The sequence below is a fragment of the Reinekea forsetii genome (assembly GCF_002795845.1).
Classification (GTDB): domain Bacteria; phylum Pseudomonadota; class Gammaproteobacteria; order Pseudomonadales; family Natronospirillaceae; genus Reinekea; species Reinekea forsetii.
Window position 1 is genome coordinate 1,422,972 of the sequence record NZ_CP011797.1, and the last position, 24,734, is coordinate 1,447,705.

The following is a 24,734-nucleotide window of genomic DNA, read 5'->3' on the forward strand; positions in this document are numbered from 1 at the left end:
GGGACGACTATTTAACTTTCTGTTAAAGTGTTGTCTGGTTTCGTTGTGATATTTTGTTGCGTTATGTTTAAGACCGCCCCCGATCTATTTAAATACCCCAAATACCAGCATGCCGAAAAAGTTGCTGCGCCTTTCTTGCCGATGAGTCGTGCGGAAATGGACACGCTGGGCTGGGATCAGTGCGACATTATCATCATATCGGGTGACGCCTATGTCGACCATCCGAGCTTTGGTATGGCCGTAATCGGTCGGACCTTGGAGGCTCAGGGCTTTCGTGTGGGCATCATTGCCCAGCCCGACTGGCAATCCGCCGAGCCGTTCAAGATATTGGGCGAGCCCAAACTGTATTTTGGCATCACAGCGGGCAACATGGATTCCATGATCAACCGCTATACGGCCGATCTAAAGGTGCGCAACGACGATGCCTATACCCCCAACAATGAAGGCGGTAAGCGACCAGAACGCGCGGTCTTGGTCTACAGTCAACGCTGCAAAGAAGCCTACCCTAAGGTGCCCATCGTGCTGGGCGGCATCGAGGCCAGCCTGCGCCGAATCGCCCAGTACGATTACTGGAGCAATAAGGTGCGTCATTCAATTCTGTTTGATTCTAATGCCGACATTCTGCTCTACGGCAATGCCGAGCGAGCGCTGGTCGAGGTGACTCACCGATTGGCCAATAATGTTCCCATTGGCGAGATCACCGATGTTCGCGGCACCGTGGTGTTAAAGAAAGAAGTGCCCAATGGCTGGACCGAAATCGACTCCAGCCGGATCGATTGGCCGAGCAATATCGGCGCAATAACCGAGTTTAACGAGCCCAATCCTTATGAGCAGAAGGAGCCGATCAACGAGGCAGGGGACAAAGCCAGCTGTGGCGCCAGTGACGCGGCGAGCAAGCCTGAGGTAGACGATAATGTCTCGGTGGTGCGGATTATTCCGATGCCCCTGCAGCGGAAATTCGATATCGATCACGAGCTGACTTGTATCCGACTGCCATCGTTTGAAAAAATCCGTAACGACCCGGCGCTCTATGCCCACGCCAGCCGCGTGCTGCATGTCGAGGCCAACCCACACAATGCCCACACCCTGGTGCAGCGTCATGGTAATCGTGAAGTGTGGGTCAATCCGCCACCGATTCCATTGCGCACCGAGGAGATGGACGGTGTCTTCGACCTAGAATATGCCCGGGTGCCGCACCCGAGTTACGGCAAAGCGAAAATACCTGCCTACGACATGATTAAAACCTCGATTAATATTATGCGCGGCTGTTTTGGCGGCTGTACCTTCTGTTCTATCACCGAACACGAGGGGCGCATTATTCAGTCGCGCTCGCATGAATCGGTGCTTAAAGAAGTCGAGGATATTAAAGCCAAGGTGCCCGGTTTTAGTGGCGCGTTGTCCGATTTGGGCGGCCCGACCGCGAATATGTACCATCTTCAGTGTAAGGACGACGCGATTCAAGCCAGTTGTCGCCGGCTCAGCTGTGTCTATCCGACCATCTGTGTCAATCTCAAAACCGATCACTCGATGACCACCCAGCTGTACCGCAAGGTGCGCAAGACGCCCGGCATCCACACCGTTGCCATCGCCTCCGGTCTGCGCTATGACTTGGCCATTGAAGATCCTGAGTACGTCAAAGAGCTCGTGACCCACCATGTTGGCGGCTACCTAAAAATCGCTCCGGAGCATACCGAAACTCGACCGTTGCAGATGATGATGAAACCCGGCATGGGCAGTTACGATCGCTTCAAGCAGATGTTCGACAAGTATTCTAAAGAGGCGGGTAAAAAGCAGTATCTGATTCCTTACTTTATTGCTGCCCACCCGGGCTGCGAAGATGAAGATATGGTGAATCTGGCGCTCTGGCTCAAGAACCAGGATATGAAGGTTGATCAGGTGCAAACCTTTTACCCATCGCCGATGAGTCTGGGCACGGCGATGTACTTTTCCGGCAAAAACCCGTTGAAGAAGGTCACCTACAAGAGCCCACGGGTGAATGTAGTGAAGAAAATCGAGGAGCGTCAGCTCCAGAAAGCCCTGTTGCGCTACCACGATAAGTCGGGCTGGCATTTGATTCGCGACGCCCTGCAGCGCATGGGTCTGGCTCGTCTGATCGGCGATGGCGATCATTGTCTGGTGCCGGCGGAAGAGAAGCAAAGTGTTAAGCGTCAACCCTATAAGGGTGTGCCAAAGGCCAAGCTGGCGACGAAGCCGGGCCGATCGGGTGGTCGACCCGCGCCCAAGGTGAAGACCATCCTGCCGAAGAAACAACGCAAAAAATAAGCCTAGCCTAAGCCCGCGGTCGCCCGACGCTTCCCGCTGTTAGGCGGGCCGTTAGGTGTCATTTAGCGCACAAAAAAAAGCCGGCATTTGCCGGTTTTTTTGTTTTCGGGCGGCTCAGCCTAGAGGTTGGCGAGCACCTTCTGCACACTTTCCTTGGCATCGCCAAACAACATGGCCGAGTTCTCTTTGAAAAAGAGTGGATTTTGCACGCCGGCGTAGCCAGAGGCCATGGATCGTTTCAAGACAATGCATTTTTTCGCCTTCCAAACTTCCAACACCGGCATACCGGCGATCGGCGAGTTGGGCTTTTCAATGGCATCGGGATTAACGATGTCGTTGGCGCCGATGACCATAACCACATCGGTACTGGGCAAGTCAGGATTGATCTCATCCATTTCCAGTACCAGGTCATAGGGCACATTGGCTTCGGCCAATAACACGTTCATATGGCCCGGCAAGCGACCGGCGACCGGATGGATGGCAAAACGCACCGTTTTGCCTTGCTTGCGCAGGCGTTCGGTCATCTCCGCGACGGCCTGTTGGGCGGCGGCGACGGCCATGCCGAAACCGGGCGTAATTACGATGGTGTCGGCGTCCTTAAGCCATTCTGCGGCCTCTTCATGGCTCACCGTATTGGCTTCACCGTATTCTTCATCGGCGATTATCTCACCGCCGCCATTGCCGAAGCCGCCGAGGATCACGCTGATAAAGGAGCGATTCATCGCCTTGCACATGATGTAGCTGAGGATCGCGCCCGACGAGCCCACCAAGGCACCGGTAATGATCAGCAGATCGTTGCCGAGCATAAAGCCGGTGGCGGCAGCCGCCCAGCCAGAATAGCTGTTGAGCATCGAGACCACCACGGGCATATCCGCGCCGCCGATCGCCGCGACCAGATGGATACCCATCAGGCCGGCAATCAGGGTCATGGCCAACAATATCGGAATAGCGTTGACGCTGTGTGCGTCGCGCACAAAGATAATCATTAAGACAATCGAGGCGATTAAGGCAATGGCGTTGAGACCATGGCGGAATGGCAACATCAACGGCTTGCCCGAGAGGGTGCCCTGCAGTTTACCCCAGGCGACCCAGGAACCGGTGAGGGTGATGGCGCCAATAAAGATTCCCAGGAAGATTTCGGTGTTGTGGATAACGGCTTCGGCGCCGACATGCATGGAGCGCGGATCGAGCACGCCGCCCCAGCCAATCAGCACGGCGGCCAGGCCGACAAAGCTATGCAGCATAGCAACCAGCTGCGGCATGCCGGTCATCTCGACGCGCATTGCCAGCCACAGCCCGATCGCGGTGCCAATCAGCATGGCCGGAACCAGCAGGGTGTAGACCGTGACATCGGGCGAAGCAATGGTCGCCAGGACGGCGATGGCCATACCGGTCATACCATAGACATTACCGCGCCGTGCGGTTTCTTGGGAACTCAGGCCGTTCAGCGAGAGAATGAAAAAGATACCGGCCAGCAAGTAGGCCATCGAATATAAACCGGTCATTATTTGACCTCCCGGCGAAACATATTGAGCATGCGACGGGTGACAAAGAAGCCGCCCGCAATATTGATACTGGCAAACAGGATGCCAATGCCGGCGAGGATGGTGACCAGGTTCGAACCGCTACCGGAGACCTGCAGCAGGCTGCCGATCACGACGATACCGGAAATCGCATTGGTGACACTCATCAAGGGTGTGTGCAACGAGTGACTGACGTTCCAGACCACCTGCCAGCCGACAAAGATGGCCAAGACAAAGACGGTAAAGTGACCCATGAAATCAGCCGGAGCGACTTGGCCCAAACCGAGCATCAGAGCCCCGGCGATAAGCCAATAGAGCACGATGGGCTGTGCTTTTTTGACTTTTTCGACTCCCGGTGCCGCGGGTGCCGCAGCCGGTTTGGCCGGGGCGGCGGACAGTTGCGGCGCCGGTGGCGGCCAGAGAATGTCCTTCTCATGGGCGACGGTGCAGCCACGGGTAATCTCATCGGCCAGATCGATATTCAGTAAGCCGTCTTTATTCGGACACAGATGGCCGATCAGGCTGAACACGTTATTGCTCAGCAGGGTGCTGGCCTGGTTCGCTGCGCGCGCGGCCAGATTGGTGTATCCGATGATTTTAACTTCATGGGCGATAACAATCTCATCTTTCACCGTGCATTCGCAGTTGCCGCCATTGGGCGCGGCCAGATCGACCACAACCGAACCCGGCTTCATCGCCTTGACCATGGCTTCGGTAATTAGCTTTGGCGCCGGACGACCGGGGATCAGTGCTGTGGTGATGATTATGTCGACTTCTTTAGCCTGCTCCAGAAAGAGCGCCATCTCGGCATCGATAAAGGCCTGTGACATCTGTTTGGCGTAGCCACCGGTGCCAGCACCGTCTTCCTCTATCTCGACAGTGAGGAATTCTCCGCCCATCGATTGAACCTGTTCTTTCACTTCTATACGGGTGTCAAAGGCGCGCACGATGGCGCCTAAGCTCTTGGCCGCACCCAATGCCGATAGGCCGGCCACGCCGGCACCAATCACCAACACCTTGGCCGGTGGCACCTTGCCCGCGGCGGTAATCTGGCCGGTAAAGAAGCGGCCAAAGCTGTGTGCCGCCTCTATCACGGCACGATAACCGGCGATATTGGCCATGGAGCTAAGCACATCCATTTTCTGTGCGCGTGAGATGCGCGGGATGGCATCGAGCGAGAGGGCGCTGATACCCTGAGTCTTGAATTGTTCGAGCAACTCAGGGTTCTGCGCCGGGGCGAGAAAGGAGATCCAGGCCTTATTCGGCGCGAGCATCGCCAGTTCCGACTGCCCCGTCTTGGGGTGGTTGGCGACCGGGCCATTGATTTTTAGAATCAGATCGGCGCTCTTATAGAGCGCAGCGACATCGGTTTCAATGCTGGCACCGGCTTGGCGATAATCGTCATCGGAAAACTGGGAGGCAACACCTGCACCACTTTCCAGCGTGACAGTAAAGCCGAGTTCGGTCAGTTTTTTAGCGGTCACCGGGCTTACCGGTACTCGGGTTTCCCCCGGATTCGTATCGATAGGCACTGCAATGTTCAATGGCATAGTGTTTCCCAATCAGAATAAGTCAGCAAAATTTTGCGCCATGGACGCCCAAAGCTTGGCATCTGATGGTGCGTGTTGTCTGGCCGGATGATGTAGACGGCCCAATACCTTCATTTGGTAACCATATAAGGACGTTGTAAACAAAGATAGCAATATGACCTTATCGGGCCTGTGAAGGACCTTATCGGGCCTGTGAAGGCTTTAATCACAACAATATCAGCTTTTGATCGATCGCGCGCCACCGGAATGGAGCTAACTAAAAGTCATAAAATAGTACTACCCAGTAAAATAGTGCTGTTAAAGCACGGCTGAGTTGTCTAGATTAGTCGAGTCGCCAAAAACAATACCAATATAGGCGCAGTTATAGATCAGTCTAGATCCGCTCAAACTTTGGTTGGCTGTCATATCACAGCTAAAACAAGAATAAAGATCCAATACGCTTGCTCGGGCGTGCAGTGACTGCACCCACGGGAAACTATAGCGATCAACCAGGAGATATAAATGAAAAGACGTGAAGTGATCAAAAAAGGTTTGGTTGGTGCAGGCACCGTTGCCGCCGCCACAGCCATTTCCGCGCCAGCGATGGCAGCAGAACGCATTGAAATTACCATGGTATCCACTTGGCCACGCGATTTCCCCGGGCTGGGTACAGGCGCGCAGCGTTTTGCTCAACGTTTGTCTGATATGACCGACGGCCGTATCACCGCTAAGTATTTCGCCGCGGGCGAGCGTGTTGGTGCATTCGACGTATTTGATGAAGTGGCTTCTGGCAATGCGCAGATGTACCACGGCGCAGAATACTACTTTACCGGCAAACACCCCGGTTTTGGTTACTTCACCTCTGTTCCTTTCGGTCTAACGGCAACAGAAATGAATGCTTGGATGCGTTTTGGTGGCGGTCAAGAACTGTGGGATGAGCTCTCAGCCGGATTCGGTCTGAAAGGCCTAATGTGCGGTAATACTGGCGTGCAGATGGGTGGTTGGTTCCGTAAGGAAATGAAGACTGCAGCCGATTTCAAAGGCTTAAAAATGCGTATGCCTGGTTTGGGTGGCTCTGTACTGGCTAAGATGGGCGGTTCTCCGGTCTCTTTACCCGGCGGTCAAATCTACGAAAACCTGGTTTCTGGCGCGATCGATGCCACTGAGTGGGTTGGACCGTGGAACGACGAAATCATGAAGCTTTACGAAGCCGCCAAGTACTACTACTACCCAGGTTTCCATGAGCCAGGCTCTATGCTCAGCGTGCAGATGAACAAGAAGTGGTGGGATGCCCTATCAAAGGCCGATCAGACCATTATCGAAGCTGCCGCCTCGATGGAAAATGAAGTGATGTTTGCCGAGTTCAACGCTAAGAACGGTTCTGCTCTGGAGCGTTTGTTGAACCAGCAAGGCGTGCAACTGCGTAACTTCTCTGAAGACACTTACGATGCGTTTGGTGAAGCGTCGGAAGAAGTTTTCGACGAAGTTCAGAAACATGATGAACTGGCCAAACGTATTCACGAGAGTTTTGTTAAGTCTCGTCGTGAGATTGGTGCCTGGAACAACATTTCTGATACTGCCTATGTGGCTCAGCGTAACCGCGTATTGGGACTCTAGTACCGGTAACCAGCACAGGCTTGCCTCCGGGTAAGTCCGTCGCCTGAAATTCGAGCGTCACCGGGTCAACCCGAGTGGCGCTTTATTTTAAAAAACTCAACCGATTCAAATACTTGGTGATTCTGTGGATATTGAAGCTGTCATTGCTCAACCCATCACGTCGACCTATCGGCGCTTAAATTGGGTGATCCGTACCATTGGCTATTCGATGGTTTTTATTACCCTGATCTACCTGATTAACAATTACCTCATCGTGTGGCGCGAATGGCCCGGTGTGGTGCAATATTTTCTCAACCAGAGCGAAGCGACCCAAAACCAGGGTCTGCTGGCGTGGTTGCAGCTTTTGTCTTATTTGGCTGTGGTCCCCATTGCGTTGTATCGCATGGTCACGACTCCCGCTCACCGAATGATCGATGACAGTCAGCGCTTGTCAGACTGGTCTGCCTACCTCATCCGCGTCGCCTTCTGGTCAGTCGTGCTTATCGGACTGTTCGATGGCCTATTGTCGTGGATGCGAGTCGAAGATCTGCTGCTCCCAGTCTTTGGCCAAGAACTGGCTTCTAACCTAGGCAAGTCGATTTTTCGCGGTAGCTATGTGCATTACCCGCTAATCCTGGTCAGCATGCTAATGGCCTACCGCATCAAGACCGTGTCAATGTCTTGGTTGGCGTTGCTGGTGGTTTTTGCCGAGTTATGGATCGTGGTCGCGCGCTTTATCTTTTCCTATGAACAGACCCTGATGGGTGATCTGGTGCGCTTCTGGTATGCCGGTCTGTTTTTGTTTGCCAGCGCCTATACCCTCAAAGAGGAGGGGCATGTTCGGGTCGATGTAATATTTGCCGGCAAGTCGGTGCAATATAAGGCTTGGGTCAATTCCCTCGGCGTGCTGGTGCTCGGTCTGCCCCTGTGCTGGGTCATCTTGACCCTCGGCATGTGGGATAGCACCAGTATTATCAACAGCCCCTTGGCCAGCTTTGAGATTTCCCAATCCGGCTATGGCTTGTTTATTAAATACCTAATGGCCGGCTTCTTGGTGGTGTTTGCGGTATCAATGATCCTGCAGTTTTGCAGCTATCTGTTAAAAAATGTCGCCATTCTAGTTGGTGAAGTTGAAGTGATCCAAGACCAACACGACGATGTGATGGCTTAAAGGTAGAGGTAACCCATGGAACTGTTGTTTTTAACCATTCTCGTCTGTCTAATGGTCGGCGCATTAATTTCCGGATTTCCGGTCGCCTTCGCATTACCAGGCTCCGCCATCTTGGCGATCTCGCTCGCGGCCTTGTGTGGCTGGCTGTTCGCCGGTGACTCCTCGGCTTACTTTGCCGATGGCGGTCCCACGCAGTGGTTGTCTGCCGGGGTCACGAACTTTCGCAGTCTCTATTGGGAAGTCGAACGCGACACCCTGATCGCCATTCCGCTGTTTATTTTCATGGGCATCATGTTGCAACGCTCGCGCATCGCCGAAGATCTGTTGGTGGCTATGGCGCAATTGTTCGGTCCGGTCCCTGGCGGCCTTGGCATTTCGGTAGTATTGGTGGGCGCGCTGTTGGCGGCCACGACCGGTATCGTTGGCGCCACCGTGGTCGCCATGGGTATGATTTCCTTACCCGCTATGTTGCGCAATAAGTACGATACCTCGCTTGCAACCGGAACTATCTGTGCCTCCGGTACGCTGGGGCAGATTATCCCGCCCTCTATCGTACTGATTATTCTTGCCGACCAACTGTCCTCAGCCGCCGATCAAGCCTCGACCATGCGCGCGACTGAATACCGCGAGATTACCGGCGAGTTCTCCATGCCCTCCCATCTCGATGTGGTCTCAGCCAGTGCCGGCGATATGTTTATGGGCGCGATTATCCCCGGCCTGATGCTGGTTGGTATCTATATCCTGTACATCCTAATTACCGCAATTCTGAAGCCTAACTTGGCACCGCCGGTACCCTATGATGGCGCTTACGATCGCCAGTTTTTGTGGAACGTGCTCAAGGCCTTAGTGCCGCCATTGGCGTTGATTTTTATTGTGCTCGGGTCCATCTTGGGCGGTGTCGCAACTGTTAATCAGGCCGGCGCCATCGGTGCCGTGGGCGCCATCTTGATGGGCGGTTACCGTATTTTTAAAGGCGATCGCCACGTTTATACCCCGGCCTTGCTCGGCGTCCTTGCGGTCATCGGCATCGTCCTGGTGCTCAGTGTCTGGTCGATCAATGTCAAAAACCTCACCAGTCCTGGCGAAGTGTTTGGCTTTATTTTGGCCGTTTGCCTGACCATCGTGCTCTTTGTCTCCATCGGTTGGAGTACTTGGCGCGTGTTTAAAACCGATAACACCCTGAATGAGGTCATGACCGAAACCGTTAAGACCACCAGCATGGTGTTTGTGATCCTGATCGGTGCCGCCATGTTGACCGCTGCTTTCCGTGCCTTTGGCGGTGAAGAGTTGGTCCGCCATGCGCTGACCAGTTTGCCGGGTGGTTTTTGGACCCAGTTCATCGTCGTGATGTTGGTTATTTTCTTGCTTGGCTTCTTTCTCGACTTTATCGAAATCGCCGTTGTGGTCGTGCCACTGGTTGCGCCCATCTTGTTGGCCGCACCGGATGCCAACATATCCGCCGTCTGGTTAGGCGTGATGATTGGCCTGAATATGCAGACCTCCTTCTTGACACCGCCCTTTGGTTTCGCGCTGTTCTATTTACGCGGCGTGGCACCCAAGGTGGTTAAGACACTCGATATCTATAAGGGCGTGGTGCCCTTTATCGGCCTGCAACTGCTGGCGCTATTAATTGTCGGTCTGATCCCGCCCTTAGTGAACTATTTACCGAATCGTATTTACCTCACTTCGGAGAACGCACCGCCGCCGCTTAATCCGAAGTTGCAGCAGTGTCTGGAGCGCAACGTCTTTGCCAATTACCAACGCAACGAAGGCGTTATTCTGGCCGCGATCGATACCATGGCCAGAGTCGATATGTCCGCCTTGCCGGAAGATATGCAAAACGCGTTGGCAACGGCTCTGACCCAAAGCAGCGGAACCTTTGCATTGGTCGATTCAGTGAACCTGGCCAGCGCGGTGATCGATCAGGCCTCGGTAGCCTTCGGTCCATTGCACATTCAGGTTCGGGGTATCGAATCTGATATTCGCAAGCTGCGCACTGAGATTAAAGTTCACGAAGACCTAATCGACGAAGCGCGCTTCGATACCAGCATCTCGGCAGGTGATATCGCCGCAGCGGAAGCGTCGGTGGCGGTGCTCAATGAGGACATTATGCAGTTAAATGCCAATATCCCGCTGTCTTGGGAAGCCGAAAATGCCGCCTATCAAATCCTCTTAAGCGATCTGCAGAAAGCCCAGCGCGCCTATCGCAATCATGTCGATAATGCTTATCGACCGATTCAAGAGGCCATTGATCTGTTAGCCAATCCGGAAAGCTTGGCTACATTGGCGCAAAAAATTGAGCGCATCGATGCTATGGTGATGAACAACGATGCCGATACCGCGATGGATTTGATCAAAGAACTGTCTGCTGAAATTGGCGAGGTCACCGGGGCCGATCAGGTTGGTGTTTTGGTCAATAAAGCCCGCCGTGCCCTCCGAGGCTCTGCGCCGGATCAGGCCAAAGCGCTAGACTTCAAAGATCAGGCGCTCGCGCAGTTGGCCGCCGATCTGGCTTGGATGCGCCAAGCCAATCAGCAGGTTTTCCCTGGTCTGAAAGTACTGGAACAAAACCTGAATGACACCATCGGGGTGCGCTTACAGCCTCGCTTAACCGAAAAGCTGGCCCTTGCGGTCGCGGCCTGTCAATCGGTACACGAGGACGTTTCGTTGAGTTTCTAGCCCACTGGCACATCGCAACCCCACTTCTAGGCTTAGTTTTTAGGCCCGGGAGCGGGGTTTTTTTGTGCTCAGTCGCTGGCCATTACCTGCGCTGCGCTTTATCCGCTACACTGCCGGGCTGAGCGATAAAAAGAGGAGTTAACCTTTGTTGTATATACCGCCGTTACCGGATAATTGGGATTCTTTTGGCAACCGCTTTACCCGCTGGTTGGGTCGAACGCTGTTTGGCGCGCTGGGCTGGTCTTTTGCCGGCGAGCTGCCGAATCAACCCAAGCTGATGTTTGTGGTGGCCCCCCACACCAGCAATTGGGATTTCTTTATTGGCCTGTTTGGCATGCTGGCGATCGGCTTTAAGGGCCGTTGGTTGGGCAAGCATTCGCTCTTTGTCTGGCCGATAAAGGGCCTGATGACCCGTTTGGGTGGCATGCCAGTATACCGCCACGCGCCCCGAGGCATGGTTGAGCAGGTTGTCGATCAATATCAACAGCACGCGCGTTTGCATTTGGCCGTCACCCCGGAAGGCACTCGGGCCAAAGTCGGCAAGTTTAAGAATGGTTTCCTGCGCATCGCCATTGGCGCTGCGATACCAATCGCCCCGGTTGGCTTCGATTATCGCGAGAAGAAAATCGTGTTCGGCGAGCTGTTCTACCCGACCGGCGATCTGATCCAGGATGAGCGGACCTGTTATCAATACTTCACCCGCTTTACCGCCAAATACCCGCAGAACTATTAGCGCTATGCTGAAGCAGATTCCGACCCATCTGATTACCGGTTTTTTAGGTGCTGGCAAGACCACCCTGCTACAACATTGGTTGGCCCAAAAGCCCGCGCATGAGCGCTGGGCCATATTGGTCAATGAGTTTGGTGCTATCGGTTTGGATGCTGCGCTGCTTAGCAGTGCCACTGAGCAGTCCGATACCAAAACCGATGATGTGTTTATCCAAGAGGTCGCTGGTGGTTGTCTCTGCTGTGCTGCCGGCGTGCCGCTGACCGTTGCCCTGAATCGCTTACTCAAGCGCGCGCAACCGGATCGTTTCTTTATCGAGCCGACCGGACTGGGACATCCCAAGGCGGTGTTGGCGGTGTTAACGGGACCTTTGTATCAGGGGGTGCTGGACGTGCAACAGACCGTGACCCTAGTCGATGCCCGCCTGATCAAAGATTCACGCTATAGCGAGCACCCAACCTTTCGCCAGCAATTGGCGATTGCGGACCGAGTTGTGGCCAGCAAGGCAGACCAATATCAGGGCACAGAATTTGCGGATTTGACGGCGTTTTTGAGCGCCAATTTTCCCAAATTGGCCGCGCCGATGCGTTCTAGTGCAGAACAGCCGGTCAGCTTGGCGCAGCTACTGGCGGACGGAACCGACGCGCCAGTCGTCGCACATTCAGCGCCGGCGCTAACCATTGCTCAACCCCGGATAAATCTGCCCTTGGGCCCAGCCCCAGGTGACTGGGTTTGTTTGCAAAATAGCAGCGCGGGCCATTACAGCATCGGTTGGCAATTTTTGCCGACTGATCGGTTTGACCCATCGGCTCTGATTGCGCTGATTGATGAGGTGCGCCCAATTCGTGTTAAGGCCTGGATCAATACCGCAGTGGGCTCCTTGCAGATCAATCGGACCCTCGGCGCCGAAACCGAAACCGAAACTGAATCAGAGGCGCCCGGCCAATCAGTCAATCGACTGGAACTGATCCTTGACCGAGCACTTGACGCAGCCCCGCTCACCACCCGGTTACGAGCTTGCTTGCTTAGCTAGCTCACTGTAACGGGCCCTAGCTCAGCCGATATAAGATCACTCGAACGCACGCTTTACAGCATTGCGACAACTAACTCGGTTGATTCGTCGCCCGTGCCCTAAACTGCTATTTCCTCTTGCTTGCAGCGCCTATAGGCCTATATTCCAGCTCCGAAACTGTGATTTATCAATGGGATGCGATCGACCGTTTGCATTGGTGCCGATCGATTCCAACAGAAGGAAGCCATCCATCGTGCCTGTCCCTGGACCCCTGAACCGAGCTGGCAAGGCGCAATTGCGCAAGAGCCTAACCCTATCCCAACGGGAGAGTTTTGCCTCGGCCTTAATGACCGGCAGTTTTGACCAATACGTCAACGCCTTCGCGGTATTTTTAGGGGCTACCTCGGTTCAGATCGGTTGGCTCACCGCCTTGCCGCAGCTGCTCGGTGGGCTGTTCCAGTTGATTGCGGTTTGGTTCGGTCAATGGGTGCATCGCCATCGACTGATCTTTATCAGCGCCGCGGTGCAGTCTATGGCCTTGGTGTTGGTGGCGCTGTTGGCGATCCCGAATCTGTTCGATAAACCCATTAGCACGCTGTTGTTGGCGTTGGCGGTTTACCATACCTGTGCCAACCTGATTCTGCCGCACTGGCGCGCCTGGATGGGGCAGCTGGTGCCCGATGCGATGCGTGGTCGGTTCTTCGGCCGGCGCAGTCGTATTGCTATGCTGACCTCTTTCTTGGCGTTCTTGGGTGGTGGTCTGCTGCTCACCGGCAGCCAGTCGCTGGGCCTAACCTGGCTGGGTTTTAGCGCGCTCTTTAGTGTGGCCGCCTTTGGCCGTGGCGCCTCGACTGTGCTGCTCGCCAAGATGCACGACAGCCATGAGCAGCCCACTCTGGGGGAGCGGCATAGCCTGGCGCAATCGTTACGCCATCTCTACCAATTGTGGGACGACCGTGAGTTTCGCCGCTTCAGTCTGTTTATGGCCGGTATGCAGTGTTTTGTCGCCCTGTCTGGGCCGTTTTTTGCCATCTATCTGCTGCGCGACCTGCAGTTCACCTATACCCAGTTTACCCTCAGTACCGGTAGTTCGATTTTGGTGCAATTTTTAATGCTGCCTTTTTGGGGTAAGGTGTGTGATCGCAAAGGTAATCGTTATGTTATGGCGATCTGCGCCAGCATTATTCCTGCCTTGCCGGTGTTGTGGCTGTTTTCCGATAACTATCTGTATTTGATTTCAGTGCAGGCGATGGGTGGTTTGGCCTGGAGCGGTTTTACTCTGGCCAGTTCGAACTACCTTTACGATCAGAAACCGCGTCACCTGCATTTTGCCAGCTATTCGGCGTTGCACTCCTCGGTGGGCGCCCTGGCGGTGTGTCTCGGTGCCTTGGCTGGCGGCTATATTATTCACTGGTTACCGGCGGATTTTTCGTTGGCGGGAATACGGGTACATATTGAACGGCCGATCGCGGTGATCTTTATTCTGTCATCGTTGATGCGGTTATTGATCGTACTCTGGTACATCCCCAGAGCGCCAGAGCTGCGAGTGAGTGAGCGGGGTAGGGTGCGTGACTTGATGATTCGGGTTGCCCGTTTCACGCCGATCTCCGGTGTGGTGTTCGATGTGGTCAACCGGCGTCGCAACGACACCGATTGACCGGGCCAAGCACCGGGTCGCTTAAACGCCCAGCGCCAAGCGCGTTACTAGACCGGTCCGGTATATTCACCCCGGGCTGGATAGTTATTTTTGATCGCAAAATCCACGGCACCGAGCAGCTCACTGAAATGGGGGCGGACAAAAGGCATGGTATTGACCGAGCCAAAAAACAGCGATTGATCTGGATTGATTAGAAATAGGCCCGGTTCAGAGAACAGCGCCGGTTCTTCGATGCCGATCGAGGTGGTACCGCGCGAGGTGGAGATATACAGACCCCAGTCACGCGCATCGGCCAGGCTCAGGCCATAGGCAACACGCAAGTTCTCGGCAGATATTTTTTTCGCCATATCTTGCGCCCGTTCCATCCCATCGGAGCTGATAGCAACGGTATTGATGCCGCGTTCGGCGAAGTCGGCGCTGAGTTTTTCCAGCTCGGTTAGATATTTTGCACAGATCGGGCAATGCAGACCGCGATAGAAGCAGACGAGGGTGCCGCGTTCGCCGGCCTCGGCTGATAGGGTAAAGCGACCACCGCCGACCAGCGGTAGGTCGAGATCTGGGACTTCTGTTCTGGGTATCAACATAGGAATTCTCTCGCTTAGATTGGCCAGGATTGACTAAAGCTAGCAACAGAGTAGCGCATGAATTATCATTATAAATTCATTTATAATGATAGTTTGTGCTTTTATGGCCATAGACCGCTTATCTGCGCTCTTTCATCACTTTCATCTACAGGCAATTCCGCCCGATAGCGGCAGGGGTCTAAGTGCCAATCTCCGCTTGTGCACAATGCTTTCCCCTGCAGCGCCGGGCATGGAGCTGCAGTTCAGCCCAACAGGCCATTTAGCGGCCTCGCTCGGGGATATAACCCGCATCCATATCGATTTCGGTGGCATTCATAACCCGCTCTTTGCCGGCATGCCGGCCCTAATTCGCATGCCGATTGACGCCGACCATCCGGCCTGGTGGTTGGCCAGCATGATTGCCAACGAGACCCAAACACCGCGGTGCGGTGGTCCGGCCGCGCTCGATCGACTCTATGAAGTCCTGACCATATACCTACTGCGCTTCGCCATCGAGCAGGGTTTATGCGCCAGCGGACCCATGGCCGGTTTGGCCGATGACCAGCTGAAGCTCGCCTTGGTGGCCATCCACGATAAGCCGTCCGTGCCCTGGAATACCGATCAACTGGCCGCAGCGGCTGGTTTATCACGTAGCGCCTTTATTAAACGGTTCAATCTGACGGTCGGTATGAGTCCCATGCTCTATGTTCGGCAATGGCGCCTGACCTTGGCCCAACAAGGCCTCAAGCGTGGCGAGCGGGTTGGCAAGGTCGCCCTAAAGTTTGGTTACAGCTCACAAGAAGGCTTTTCGCGCGCTTTTAAGGCGCAATTTGGCTACTGGCCCTCAGAGCAGGCCTCGATAGCCGGCATAGCGATGAGTGAGTCCTAAGGCCGAGCGAAACGCGAAAATCTTAGTATGCCGAGCGCTTAGACCTGCGCCGCAGCGCGGTCTCTCTCGCCAAAAGCTGCTTGAGGTCAGTAAAGGCATACAAGGCTTTTCGGTTCGACTATAATCTGGCCACTCGGTTAACTTTGGTTTTAGACATGTCAGAAAAGAAATTTATTACCTCACAAGAGTTGTTGATCGACTCCTTTCGACTCGCCAATCAGGTGCTCGAAGATGGCTTTCGCCCAGACTTTATTATCGGTATTTGGCGCGGCGGTGCACCCATTGGTATTGCTGTGCAGGAATATTTTGATTTTAAAGGCATCGTCACCGACCACATCGCCGTGCGTACCTCTTCGTATTATGGCATTGGTCAGCAATCGAAAGAGATTAAGGTGCACGGCCTGCATTATTTGATCGAAAACGCCAATGCCGGCGATAAGCTGTTGATCGTCGACGACGTGTTCGATTCCGGCCGCAGCATTGATGCCCTGATCGCCCAGATTAAAAAGCTCTCGCGCTTAAACACCCCGACCGACATGCGCATCGCCTGCCCATGGTACAAACCGAACAATAACCAGGTCAGCATGGTGCCGGACTATTATGTTCAAACCAGCGACGAATGGTTGGTGTTTCCGCATGAATTGACCGGCTTGACACCGGATGAGTTGCTAAACAGCAAGGCGGAATTGAAGGAAATTAGTCACCTGTTTGTTTAGGCGAAATGGCCTGGCGGCTGGGTTTAGACCAAGGTCCAGGTGACCTTGGTCTATGCGGATTTAAACTTGTAGAGATAAACGGGCGATTTATAAAAGTCTGTTAGTTGAATTTTTGCCACCGCTTGGTGTGATGGCAGAGCAAAATTATTGCTGATCAAATACTCTAAATTACCATCCTTCGATGCCAGTTGCGTCTCAATATCGTGCATGCCGTTCGGGCATAGATAGCACAGGATAAGCGAGGCGCTGCTTAGGTCCGCCTGTAAGAAATTCTTCCGAAACACCTGTAAATTATCCAGCCTGAATAGTCTTTTTAACACCGCCGTTGTCAGCCAAGGCAGGAGCGATAATTCATAACCGACTATTTTTCGTTGCGGATGTTTCAGTGCCATCGGAATCAGCAGATTGCCCCAGCCGCTGCCGAGCTCAAAAATAGGACCTTGCCCGGTTTCATGACTCAGTTGGATCATCGCTTGGCGTGCTTTTTTGGAGCTGGGCATGGGCGAGATACCCAAGAAAAGAGTGGACCAGAGGATAGATGCCCCGAAAAAAAAGGTCAGCAACACTAATATTACTTCGAGGACTAGCAAGGGTGGGGTCTCTTTTACTAATGGGTGTTGAATAGTGGCCTAGGGTGGCACCCTACGTGGAGTGGTGCCAATTAGCAAAGGCTGATGGCGCAAGGGCTGCATAACTGCAGAGTAGGGCCCGGATCAACCCCGAGCGGGCCACTCGGCCCGACGGTAGTTGATCGGGCCATAGCGGCCTAGCCTAAGATCGTCTCGATCGCGGCCAATTCCGAGGCTGAGAAATCGAGTTTAGCCAGAGCGGCAACCGAGTCTTCAATCTGTTCAACCCGGCTGGCGCCGATCAAACAACTGGTGACGGCGGCATTATGCAGGTTCCACGCAATGGCCATCTGGGCCAAGCTTTGGCTGCGCGCCTCGGCAATCTCATTCAGGGCCTTCACCTTGGTCAATTTCTCCGGCGTCAGATCCTTATCGTTTAGGTAGATCAATTCTGGGCGCGCGGCGCGCGAACCGTCGGGTACCCCGTTGAGATATTTATTCGAGAGCAGGCCCTGGGCCAGCGGCGAAAAGACCATGGCGCCAACCCCTTCATCGAGGAGTACCTGGGTAAGACCGTCTTCAATCCAGCGATCAAACATGTTGTAACGCGGTTGATGAATTAGCAGGGGAGTGCCCAGGTCGCGCAGGATGCGGATGGCTTCCAGGGTTTCGGTGGGCTGGTAGTTGGAAATGCCAACATAGAGCGCCCGGCCGGAACGGACTATATAGTCCAGTGCCTGCATGGTCTCTTCGATCGGGGTTTCGGCGTCCATGCAGTGATGATAAAAGATATCAAAATAATCCAGGCCGGTGCGCGCCAGACTCTGGTCGCAGCTGGACACCAGGTACTTGCGTGAACCGCCCATGCCATAGGGGCCGGGCCACATGTCATAACCGGCCTTGCTGGAAATAATCAGCTCATCGCGGTGCCGGGTAAAGTCCTGCTTATAGAGCTGACCAAAGGTCGATTCGGCGGAGCCATAGTTGGGGCCGTAGTTGTTGGCTAGGTCGAAGTGGGTGACGCCTAAATCGAACGCCTTGCGCAACAGGGCGCGGGCATTAGATTGGGCGTCGACGGCACCAAAATTTTGCCACAGGCCGAGTGACAACTTAGGCAACTTTAAACCACTGCGTCCGCATCGGTCGTACTGCATCTGCTCATAGCGCTCAGGATTGGCGTGATACTGAGGATTCGGTTCATGGGTAATCATAGCGTTCCTTATGGGTCGGGGTCGGGCTGGATAGCACGGCCATTATTTTCCAATAACAGCATGATAACCCCATTAAGCACAATGCACCCCTATGCTGGTTGTTTTGCCAGCCAATATCGCGCACTATCTTTCGAGTCAAGAGCTACTGAATCAACGCTTTTTTCGGGTGGGTTAGTTGGAAAAGCCTGTGAAAGAGGGCGTTGGGTGCTTTGATTGGATGTATCCCTGATCGTTAAGAATTGGAGACACTATGAAAAAAATGACCTGCCAAATGTTAGGTGGTGCCTGCGACCTGGTTTTTCAGGCCGAGACCTTCGACGAGATCGCTGGGCTCAGTCAAGAACATGGCAAAGCCATGTTTGCGCAGTCCGATCCGGCCCATTTGGCCGCGATGAATAAGATGATGGGGTTGATGCAGGACCCCAATGCGATGAAGGACTGGATGGACGGCAAAAGAGCCGAGTTTGAGGCCCTGCCGGAGTCTGAGTAACGACCGACTCGCCTGCTCATCGGCCGGATCCTACCCGGCCTTCTAGCGCCTAAACGATCAATGTAGCCCATCATGCGAGCCGCGCAGAGCGATTTAGCGCTTGCATTCTTTGTGACCAAACCTTATACCTAGGTTCAATTTAACAAACAAACCAATCGGTCAATTTTTTCGATCAAGCTTGCCCGCTGGGCCAGATCCCTTTCCGTGGAGACCTTAACGTTGACGATGAACCAGGCACAAAACCTATTGCACGGCCCCGAGGCCGAGCTCGACGCGCAGTTTAAGGTCCGTTGGGTTGACTTGGCGAGTGAACGAGTCGGCGGTGAAACCCTGGCCTGCAGTGATGACTTTTTCGCCGAGATGGAGAATCTGCTTAAGGCCGGCCGGGGGGTTTTTATCGATGATAAGTTCACCGAGCGGGGCAAGTGGATGGACGGCTGGGAGTCTCGTCGCAGTTATGGTCGACCCGGCGCGCGCAGTCCTGAGACCGACTTCGACTGGTGCATTATTCGTCTGGGCATGGCCGGCGTAATTCGCGGTTTTGATATCGACACCAACTATTTTCGCGGCAACGCTCCTCAGGCTGTGGTCATCGAGGCCTGCCACAGCGCGGGCCAACCCAATGCTGACACACTCTGGCAGACGCTGCTGAGTAAAACCGACGTGCGCGCGCACAGCCAAAACGTTGTCGCCATTGACGACGAGCGCGTCTTCACCCATGTACGCCTGAAGATGTATCCCGATGGCGGGATCGCGCGCTTTCGAGTCTATGGTGAGGTGGCAGTCGATTGGCACGACTTTGTCGATGGCGAACTGATCGATCTGGCCTCGATCAAAAATGGCGGCCAAGCTCTGTTGGTCAGCGATATGTTTTACAGCGACAAGAATAATCTGATCATGCCCGAACGCGGCAAAAATATGGGTGACGGCTGGGAAACCCGCCGGCGCCGCGATCCCGGCCCCGATTGGTCGATCATTCAACTGGCCACGCTGGGCAGCGTTGAAAAGGTCTTGGTCGACACCTGCCACTTTAAGGGCAATTACCCCGACACCTTCAGCCTCGAAGGCGCCACGGCGAGCGACGATCCGCTCGCGGTGGCCGCCTTGCGCACCGACCCAGCGGCGCTACAAGCCCTAGACTGGCTGCCGATTATTGGCCAAACCAAGCTCTATGCACACCGTGAACATCTGTTTATTCGGGAAATTCTGGTGCCCAAAGAACAGGCCTTTAGCCACATTCGCTTGAGTATCTATCCTGATGGTGGGGTGTCGCGACTGCGCGTGTTCGGTAAGCGCCAGGCCTTGGCATGAGACGAATCCGCCCAAGCTCAAGCACGGACTCGCGCTGATGCCAAATCGCACTGTACAACCTAGAGTACTGCAGCCCAAACCCCTGACCGGTGAAGCGTTCGCTGCCTTTGGCGATGTGATTGAAATTAATGATCGGGCCAATCATTTTGCCATCAACGATGGCCATACCGAGCGCTATCACGATCTGGCCAGCGTCGATGTTACCAAAGACGGCGGTCGAACCCTGATCAATATGTTCCGTTCGACTCCCTTGGCGCAACCGGTCGCGCTGCGCATGATGGAGCGACACCCGCTCTCCAGCCAAGCATTTATACCTATATCGAGTCAGCCCTATTGGGTCGTGGTGGCACCGGCTGGTGAGTTTGATATCAATCAACTGCAAGCCTTCCTCGCCGGCCCTCAGCAGGGTGTCAATTACCACGCTGGGACCTGGCACCATTACTGTCTGGCCCTGCATCAGGTGAGTGATTTTATGGTCATAGATCGCGGTGGACCAGGTGCCAATTGCGATCTGATCGAACTGGACGGGTCACTGAGCTTGGCGGTGTTGTAACGCCAGCGAAAGCCACGTCGGCTACCCAGGTTTCTGGACCTGAACCAGGAAAGCGGGCTTAAACTCAAATTCAATTGCGCCTAAACCCTATCGGTTTGGGCTGTCGCTCATTGCAGTGACCCGCGGGAGGGGTAGATGAACAACGCTATTATCAAAGAGGGTTATCGAATCGACTCGGAACTTTTTCAGTTCGTCGAGTCCGAGGTTTTGCCTGGTCTGGGTATCGACAGCGACCGGTTTTGGTCGGGCGCGACGCGTATCTTGAGCGATTTTATGCCCATAAATGAAGCGCTGTTGGCAACTCGGGTCCGGTATCAGGCGCAGATCGATGCTTTTCACCTTGCGCCTGAGAATCAACCCTTAGACCCGGTACGCTATCAACAATTTTTGCGGGACATTGGTTATCTGGTTCCGGAACCGGCCGATTTTCAGATCAGTACCGAGCACGTCGACCCCGAGGTGGCGCGGATCGCCGGACCCCAGTTGGTGGTGCCGCTGATGAATGCCCGGTTCGCACTCAATGCCGCCAATGCCCGTTGGGGCAGCCTCTACGATGCGCTCTATGGCAGCGATGTAATAGCTGCGAGCAGCGAACGAGCCGCCACCGAGGCGTACGATCCCGAACGCGGTCGCGCGGTGCAGGCCTATGGTCGGCGCTTTCTCGATCAGGCCGTGCCGCTGGTGCAGGGATCCCACGCTGATGCCGTGGCCTACCGTGTCGAGCGCCAGCAGTTGGTGGTCGAACTCAGCGGCGATATTAGTACCGGCCTGGTGGCACCAGAGCTGTTTGTCGGCTTTAACGGCCGAGCCGAGCAGCCCAACCTGGTTTTGTTGCGTCATAACGGTCTGCATATTGAAATCCAGATCGACCGCGACAATCTAATCGGGCAAACCGATGCCGCGGGGGTCAAGGACCTGGTGCTTGAAGCGGCGCTGTCCACCATTCAAGATTGCGAAGATTCCATTGCTGCGGTCGATGCCGCCGATAAGTGCCTGGTCTATCGAAACTGGTTGGGTTTGATGAAGGGCGATCTCCAGGCCACGTTGAGCAAGGGTGCCCAGACGCTGGTGCGCACCCTCAATCCGGACCGCACCTATCAAACACCGGATGCCGGCAGCCTCACCTTGCCCGGTCGCAGCTTACTGTTTATTCGCCAGGTGGGTCATCTGATGAACACCCATGCGCTCTTGAGCCCTGAGGGTGAGCCGGTCCCGGAAGGCATAGTGGACGCATTAATAACCTGCCTGATTGCCGTGCACGATCTGCATGGCCCGAGCCAACAAGGCAATTCACGTTCTGGCAGCATCTATATAGTCAAACCCAAGATGCATGGCCCGGAGGAGGTGCAGTTTAGCTGTGACCTGTTTAGCCGCATTGAAGACCTACTGGAGCTGCCGGCCAATACCCTGAAGATCGGTATTATGGATGAGGAGCGGCGTACCTCGGTCAATCTGAAGGCCTGCATTCGCGTTGCACAGCAGCGCCTGGTGTTTATCAATACTGGATTTTTGGACCGCACCGGCGATGAGATTCACACCAGCATGTTGGCTGGGCCGGTGGTGCGCAAAGAGTTGATGAAAGACGAGCAGTGGATAGCCGCCTATGAGGCCAATAACGTGCGCGTCGGCCTGCTCGCCGGGCTGGCCGGTAAGGCCCAGATTGGCAAGGGTATGTGGGCCATCCCAGATGCGCTGGCCAGTATGATGGCGACCAAAATCGGCCACCCCCAAGCCGGTGCCAGCTGCGCCTGGGTGCCATCGCCCACGGCGGCAACCCTGCACGCCCTGCATTATCATCAGGTCGATGTCGCTCGCGTTCAGGCCGAGTTGCTCGACCAGTATCGGTCGCAGGACCAGAAAACGCCAGCACAGGGCCACGCAACGGCTCTGCTAGAGGACCTGCTGACCATACCCCTGCTGTCCGACCCTGCCGCGCTCTCAGCGGCCGAGCGCCAAGAGGAGCTCGACAACAATATACAGGGCCTGCTCGGCTATGTGGTGCGCTGGGTTGATCAAGGCATTGGCTGTTCGAAGGTTCCCGATATCCACGATATCGGGCGGATGGAAGACCGGGCGACCTTGCGAATTGCCAGTCAACATATCTGCAACTGGTTGCACCACGGTCTATTGTCGGCTGAGCAGGTGATGCTGTCATTGAAGCGCATGGCCGCGATCGTGGATGCGCAAAATGGGCATGATCGCAATTACCAGCCCATGGCACCCAACTTTGCCGCCAGTCTGGCTTTTCAAGCCGCTGTGGATCTGATCTTCCAAGGTCAAAGCCAACCCAGTGGCTACACCGAGCCGCTGCTGCACCAGCGACGCCTGCAGGTTAAGCACAAGGCCGACTGACCTAGACCGGATAACTTAAGCAGGACAGTCCTGTTGTTGACGCCGAAATAAGCCGGCTTCGCGATCGCTCATACTTAAGCGATACTTGCTCAGCAGCCGTGCCCAGCTCGCCAGGTAGGTACAATGATAGGCTGTGTTCGGCGGCAGCCAATCATTGGGTCCCTGCGCACCCTTGGCCTGATTCAGGCCGTCATCGACCACCAATAGGTTCTCTGGGTCATTAGCAAAAATCGTTTTCTGATGCTTGGACCAAAGTGCGCCGCCGTGCTGGTGGCTCCAAGCCAGGGGGACTATATGGTCGACATCGAGATCACTCGCTTGGGTATACAGCGCGCCACTAAAGGGGTCGAGCCACTGACCGCGGGCAACTGAACAGCCATCGGCTGATAGGGTCAACGGGCCGGTCGCCTGAACCGCGAGCATCTCATGCCGGGTATTCATGCAGTCACCGTCTGCATCTTGCCAATGTGGCCAGTCGGCGCGTTTATAGTCCGACGCTGGCGACTGCGCCGAGGCTGCTACTAGGGGCCCACCTTCGTCACAGGCGGCGCGGTGGCAATGGTACAGGCCACTGCGCCGATCACTGTGCCCGCCCGCACTATCCAATCCGCCGGAATGACTCCAAGCCAGGGCCGGCACAAGTATCATAAAAAGGGCTTTAAAAGCCTGAACTGCAAAGTACTGCCGCATCTTTATCCGCTTTTATCTGCTGATGTATCAACCTGAACGGTTGGGTTGGGTTGAGTTGGGCAAGTAACAGGTTTGTATATTGCTAAGAGGCACTGCCTCGCCATTCCTGAGTATAAGTCAAAAAGATTAATGGCATAGAACTTACGCTCAGCAGTTCAGTAGAGACGAAGGCAATTTTTAGAATGGGGCACAGAAGTTGGACGAATTATTTGAAATAAAAATGATATTAAAGATAAAGGAAGTGATACTAAAAATTTAAAATATTCAGTTATGGAAATAAGGAATGCATGTGTTTCAAATTGAATATAGGATGCACAGCATAATAAATTTAAACCTAAATGTGACACTATAGAATTCACAAGAAAATAAAAGTATCTTTCTGAAATTCTAAAGTAATAGCCCAGGATTTGTTTGTTCGGTGCTTTAAATTCATAAACGATGTTGAAGTATCGCAGCCAACAAAAAATTCGAGGTATTTAAACATGATCGTTGAACAGTCCGATGTTAATCCGCCCCAGAATCAACTCGATTCCATTGGTCGTATCGATCAATATACCCAAGATAGCCGCACGTTGAATGCCGACAGCCATTTTATGCAATCATTGTTAGCCGATACTCTGACCGAACGGCGCTATTTTCAAGCATTGGAAATTTGGGTGCAATGCTGGCGCACGCTTGAACTATTGGAACAACTGCATCGGCCTAATGATGCGCCACTTGCCGCACTCTCAGCAGACCGGTGCCGTTTTGCTCAAGACGATCTACGGGCCTTGAATAAGCACTTTAGCTACATTCAAATGTCACCGGACCAACAAGCGACCTTGGGCCCTGCCTTTCCTTTTTGGCGTAAGACCCCGGTCAACTGGTATGGACTGGTCTACTCGATGGGCAGAATGTCCAAAGCATTTGGGCTTATCGAACGACACCTTAAGAGTCACTTTAGCCAATCATTTAGCGGCGATCACCTGAGCTTTTTTGCTCAGGCTCAATTGACCGAAACCGACCTGATAGGCTGGAATGATTGGTTTAACAGCGCCCTAAACGACATTGAAGACTTTGACGCAGTGATGACCACGGCCAATGACATCCTGCATTGGTTAACGCGCTGTAATAGCACTGCCGAACCGGTACCCAGCTCGGTCGCTTAAGGCCAGCACCCGGGCGACTCAGCTTCGCCGGCCAAGAAGTGCCAGCCCAGCGCGCAGCACGAGGC

Annotated in this window: 20 protein-coding genes; 14 read left to right on the forward strand and 6 right to left on the reverse strand. The window is 54.4% G+C overall.

Annotated features, from left to right (window positions below):
• Positions 1-63 precede the first annotated feature (63 nt).
• Positions 64-2,283 (forward strand): YgiQ family radical SAM protein, encoded by a 2,220-nt coding sequence (locus REIFOR_RS06625; RefSeq protein WP_100256809.1) that lies wholly within the window; start codon positions 64-66, stop codon positions 2,281-2,283.
• A 119-nt stretch (positions 2,284-2,402) separates the two neighbouring features.
• Here the strand turns inward: REIFOR_RS06625 and pntB are convergent, their stop codons facing one another.
• Together pntB and REIFOR_RS06635 are read right to left on the reverse strand one after the other, a co-directional pair.
• Positions 2,403-3,788: a Re/Si-specific NAD(P)(+) transhydrogenase subunit beta gene (gene pntB, locus REIFOR_RS06630; protein WP_100256810.1), complete on the reverse strand. Its 1,386-nt coding sequence runs from the start codon at positions 3,786-3,788 to the stop codon at positions 2,403-2,405.
• Positions 3,788-5,350: a Re/Si-specific NAD(P)(+) transhydrogenase subunit alpha gene (locus REIFOR_RS06635; protein ID WP_193437337.1), complete on the reverse strand. Its 1,563-nt coding sequence runs from the start codon at positions 5,348-5,350 to the stop codon at positions 3,788-3,790. The genes pntB and REIFOR_RS06635 overlap by 1 nt, the downstream gene beginning before the upstream one ends.
• A 507-nt stretch (positions 5,351-5,857) precedes the next feature.
• On the opposite strand from REIFOR_RS06635, the gene REIFOR_RS06640 reads away from it, so the two are divergent.
• The 6 genes from REIFOR_RS06640 (at position 5,858) to REIFOR_RS06665 (ending at position 14,177) form a co-directional block, all read left to right on the forward strand.
• On the forward strand, positions 5,858-6,952 hold the full coding sequence (locus REIFOR_RS06640; protein ID WP_100256812.1) for a TRAP transporter substrate-binding protein: 1,095 nt from the start codon (positions 5,858-5,860) through the stop codon (positions 6,950-6,952).
• A 124-nt stretch (positions 6,953-7,076) separates the two neighbouring features.
• Positions 7,077-8,102: a TRAP transporter small permease subunit gene (locus REIFOR_RS06645; protein ID WP_227003784.1), complete on the forward strand. Its 1,026-nt coding sequence runs from the start codon at positions 7,077-7,079 to the stop codon at positions 8,100-8,102.
• Positions 8,103-8,117: 15 nt separating this feature from the next.
• The gene (locus tag REIFOR_RS06650; protein ID WP_100256814.1) at positions 8,118-10,781 is read left to right on the forward strand and encodes a TRAP transporter large permease subunit; all 2,664 of its coding nucleotides are present in this window, start codon (positions 8,118-8,120) and stop codon (positions 10,779-10,781) included.
• A gap of 145 nt (positions 10,782-10,926) precedes the next feature.
• The gene (locus REIFOR_RS06655) at positions 10,927-11,514 is read left to right on the forward strand and encodes a 1-acyl-sn-glycerol-3-phosphate acyltransferase (RefSeq protein ID WP_100256815.1); all 588 of its coding nucleotides are present in this window, start codon (positions 10,927-10,929) and stop codon (positions 11,512-11,514) included.
• Positions 11,515-11,518: 4 nt separating this feature from the next.
• Positions 11,519-12,541, forward strand: coding sequence for a CobW family GTP-binding protein (locus REIFOR_RS06660; RefSeq protein ID WP_100256816.1), 1,023 nt, complete (start codon positions 11,519-11,521; stop codon positions 12,539-12,541).
• A gap of 232 nt (positions 12,542-12,773) precedes the next feature.
• The gene (locus tag REIFOR_RS06665) at positions 12,774-14,177 is read left to right on the forward strand and encodes an MFS transporter (RefSeq protein WP_158524310.1); all 1,404 of its coding nucleotides are present in this window, start codon (positions 12,774-12,776) and stop codon (positions 14,175-14,177) included.
• Positions 14,178-14,224: 47 nt separating this feature from the next.
• Here REIFOR_RS06665 and REIFOR_RS06670 read toward each other — a convergent pair whose 3' ends face one another.
• Entirely contained in the window at positions 14,225-14,761 is a 537-nt protein-coding gene (locus REIFOR_RS06670; RefSeq protein WP_100256818.1) for a peroxiredoxin-like family protein, read from the reverse strand.
• 205 nt (positions 14,762-14,966) lie between these two features.
• Between REIFOR_RS06670 and REIFOR_RS06675 the strand changes: the two genes are divergently transcribed.
• Together REIFOR_RS06675 and REIFOR_RS06680 are read left to right on the forward strand one after the other, a co-directional pair.
• Complete coding sequence (locus tag REIFOR_RS06675; RefSeq protein ID WP_158524311.1) at positions 14,967-15,629, forward strand: helix-turn-helix transcriptional regulator; 663 nt, start codon at positions 14,967-14,969, stop codon at positions 15,627-15,629.
• A 155-nt stretch (positions 15,630-15,784) separates the two neighbouring features.
• Positions 15,785-16,345: a phosphoribosyltransferase gene (locus tag REIFOR_RS06680; protein ID WP_100256820.1), complete on the forward strand. Its 561-nt coding sequence runs from the start codon at positions 15,785-15,787 to the stop codon at positions 16,343-16,345.
• Between the two features lie 50 nt (positions 16,346-16,395).
• Here the strand turns inward: REIFOR_RS06680 and REIFOR_RS06685 are convergent, their stop codons facing one another.
• The gene (locus tag REIFOR_RS06685) at positions 16,396-16,845 is read right to left on the reverse strand and encodes a class I SAM-dependent methyltransferase (protein ID WP_100256821.1); all 450 of its coding nucleotides are present in this window, start codon (positions 16,843-16,845) and stop codon (positions 16,396-16,398) included.
• Positions 16,846-17,111: 266 nt separating this feature from the next.
• Positions 17,112-18,125: an L-glyceraldehyde 3-phosphate reductase gene (mgrA, locus tag REIFOR_RS06690; protein WP_100256822.1), complete on the reverse strand. Its 1,014-nt coding sequence runs from the start codon at positions 18,123-18,125 to the stop codon at positions 17,112-17,114.
• 250 nt (positions 18,126-18,375) lie between these two features.
• Between mgrA and REIFOR_RS06695 the strand changes: the two genes are divergently transcribed.
• The 4 genes from REIFOR_RS06695 to REIFOR_RS06710 all read left to right on the forward strand — a co-directional run bounded on the left by REIFOR_RS06695 (position 18,376) and on the right by REIFOR_RS06710 (position 22,831).
• Positions 18,376-18,615 (forward strand): DUF1059 domain-containing protein, encoded by a 240-nt coding sequence (locus REIFOR_RS06695; protein WP_100256823.1) that lies wholly within the window; start codon positions 18,376-18,378, stop codon positions 18,613-18,615.
• Positions 18,616-18,840: 225 nt separating this feature from the next.
• Entirely contained in the window at positions 18,841-19,926 is a 1,086-nt protein-coding gene (gene alc, locus REIFOR_RS06700; RefSeq protein ID WP_100256824.1) for an allantoicase, read from the forward strand.
• Between the two features lie 37 nt (positions 19,927-19,963).
• Positions 19,964-20,479, forward strand: coding sequence for an ureidoglycolate lyase (locus REIFOR_RS06705; RefSeq protein WP_100256825.1), 516 nt, complete (start codon positions 19,964-19,966; stop codon positions 20,477-20,479).
• Positions 20,480-20,614: 135 nt separating this feature from the next.
• Positions 20,615-22,831, forward strand: coding sequence for a malate synthase G (locus tag REIFOR_RS06710; RefSeq protein WP_100256826.1), 2,217 nt, complete (start codon positions 20,615-20,617; stop codon positions 22,829-22,831).
• A gap of 15 nt (positions 22,832-22,846) precedes the next feature.
• Here REIFOR_RS06710 and REIFOR_RS06715 read toward each other — a convergent pair whose 3' ends face one another.
• Entirely contained in the window at positions 22,847-23,479 is a 633-nt protein-coding gene (locus REIFOR_RS06715) for an HNH endonuclease (protein WP_158524418.1), read from the reverse strand.
• Between the two features lie 524 nt (positions 23,480-24,003).
• Here REIFOR_RS06715 and REIFOR_RS06720 point away from each other — a divergent pair.
• On the forward strand, positions 24,004-24,669 hold the full coding sequence (locus REIFOR_RS06720; RefSeq protein ID WP_100256828.1) for an RNA-binding protein: 666 nt from the start codon (positions 24,004-24,006) through the stop codon (positions 24,667-24,669).
• Positions 24,670-24,734 lie beyond the last annotated feature (65 nt).

Coding starts and splice junctions, on each gene's coding strand:
- REIFOR_RS06660 (WP_100256816.1), top strand. CDS start 11,519: ATGCTGAAGCAGATTCCGACCCATCTGATTACCGGTTTTTTAGGTGCT.
- REIFOR_RS06675 (WP_158524311.1), top strand. CDS start 14,967: ATGCTTTCCCCTGCAGCGCCGGGCATGGAGCTGCAGTTCAGCCCAACA.
- REIFOR_RS06640 (WP_100256812.1), top strand. CDS start 5,858: ATGAAAAGACGTGAAGTGATCAAAAAAGGTTTGGTTGGTGCAGGCACC.
- REIFOR_RS06715 (WP_158524418.1), bottom strand. CDS start 23,479: ATGATACTTGTGCCGGCCCTGGCTTGGAGTCATTCCGGCGGATTGGAT.
- REIFOR_RS06720 (WP_100256828.1), top strand. CDS start 24,004: ATGATCGTTGAACAGTCCGATGTTAATCCGCCCCAGAATCAACTCGAT.
- REIFOR_RS06710 (WP_100256826.1), top strand. CDS start 20,615: ATGAACAACGCTATTATCAAAGAGGGTTATCGAATCGACTCGGAACTT.
- REIFOR_RS06680 (WP_100256820.1), top strand. CDS start 15,785: ATGTCAGAAAAGAAATTTATTACCTCACAAGAGTTGTTGATCGACTCC.
- REIFOR_RS06695 (WP_100256823.1), top strand. CDS start 18,376: ATGAAAAAAATGACCTGCCAAATGTTAGGTGGTGCCTGCGACCTGGTT.
- alc (WP_100256824.1), top strand. CDS start 18,841: ATGAACCAGGCACAAAACCTATTGCACGGCCCCGAGGCCGAGCTCGAC.
- REIFOR_RS06685 (WP_100256821.1), bottom strand. CDS start 16,845: ATGCCCAGCTCCAAAAAAGCACGCCAAGCGATGATCCAACTGAGTCAT.
- REIFOR_RS06625 (WP_100256809.1), top strand. CDS start 64: ATGTTTAAGACCGCCCCCGATCTATTTAAATACCCCAAATACCAGCAT.
- REIFOR_RS06650 (WP_100256814.1), top strand. CDS start 8,118: ATGGAACTGTTGTTTTTAACCATTCTCGTCTGTCTAATGGTCGGCGCA.
- REIFOR_RS06705 (WP_100256825.1), top strand. CDS start 19,964: ATGCCAAATCGCACTGTACAACCTAGAGTACTGCAGCCCAAACCCCTG.
- mgrA (WP_100256822.1), bottom strand. CDS start 18,125: ATGATTACCCATGAACCGAATCCTCAGTATCACGCCAATCCTGAGCGC.
- REIFOR_RS06670 (WP_100256818.1), bottom strand. CDS start 14,761: ATGTTGATACCCAGAACAGAAGTCCCAGATCTCGACCTACCGCTGGTC.
- pntB (WP_100256810.1), bottom strand. CDS start 3,788: ATGACCGGTTTATATTCGATGGCCTACTTGCTGGCCGGTATCTTTTTC.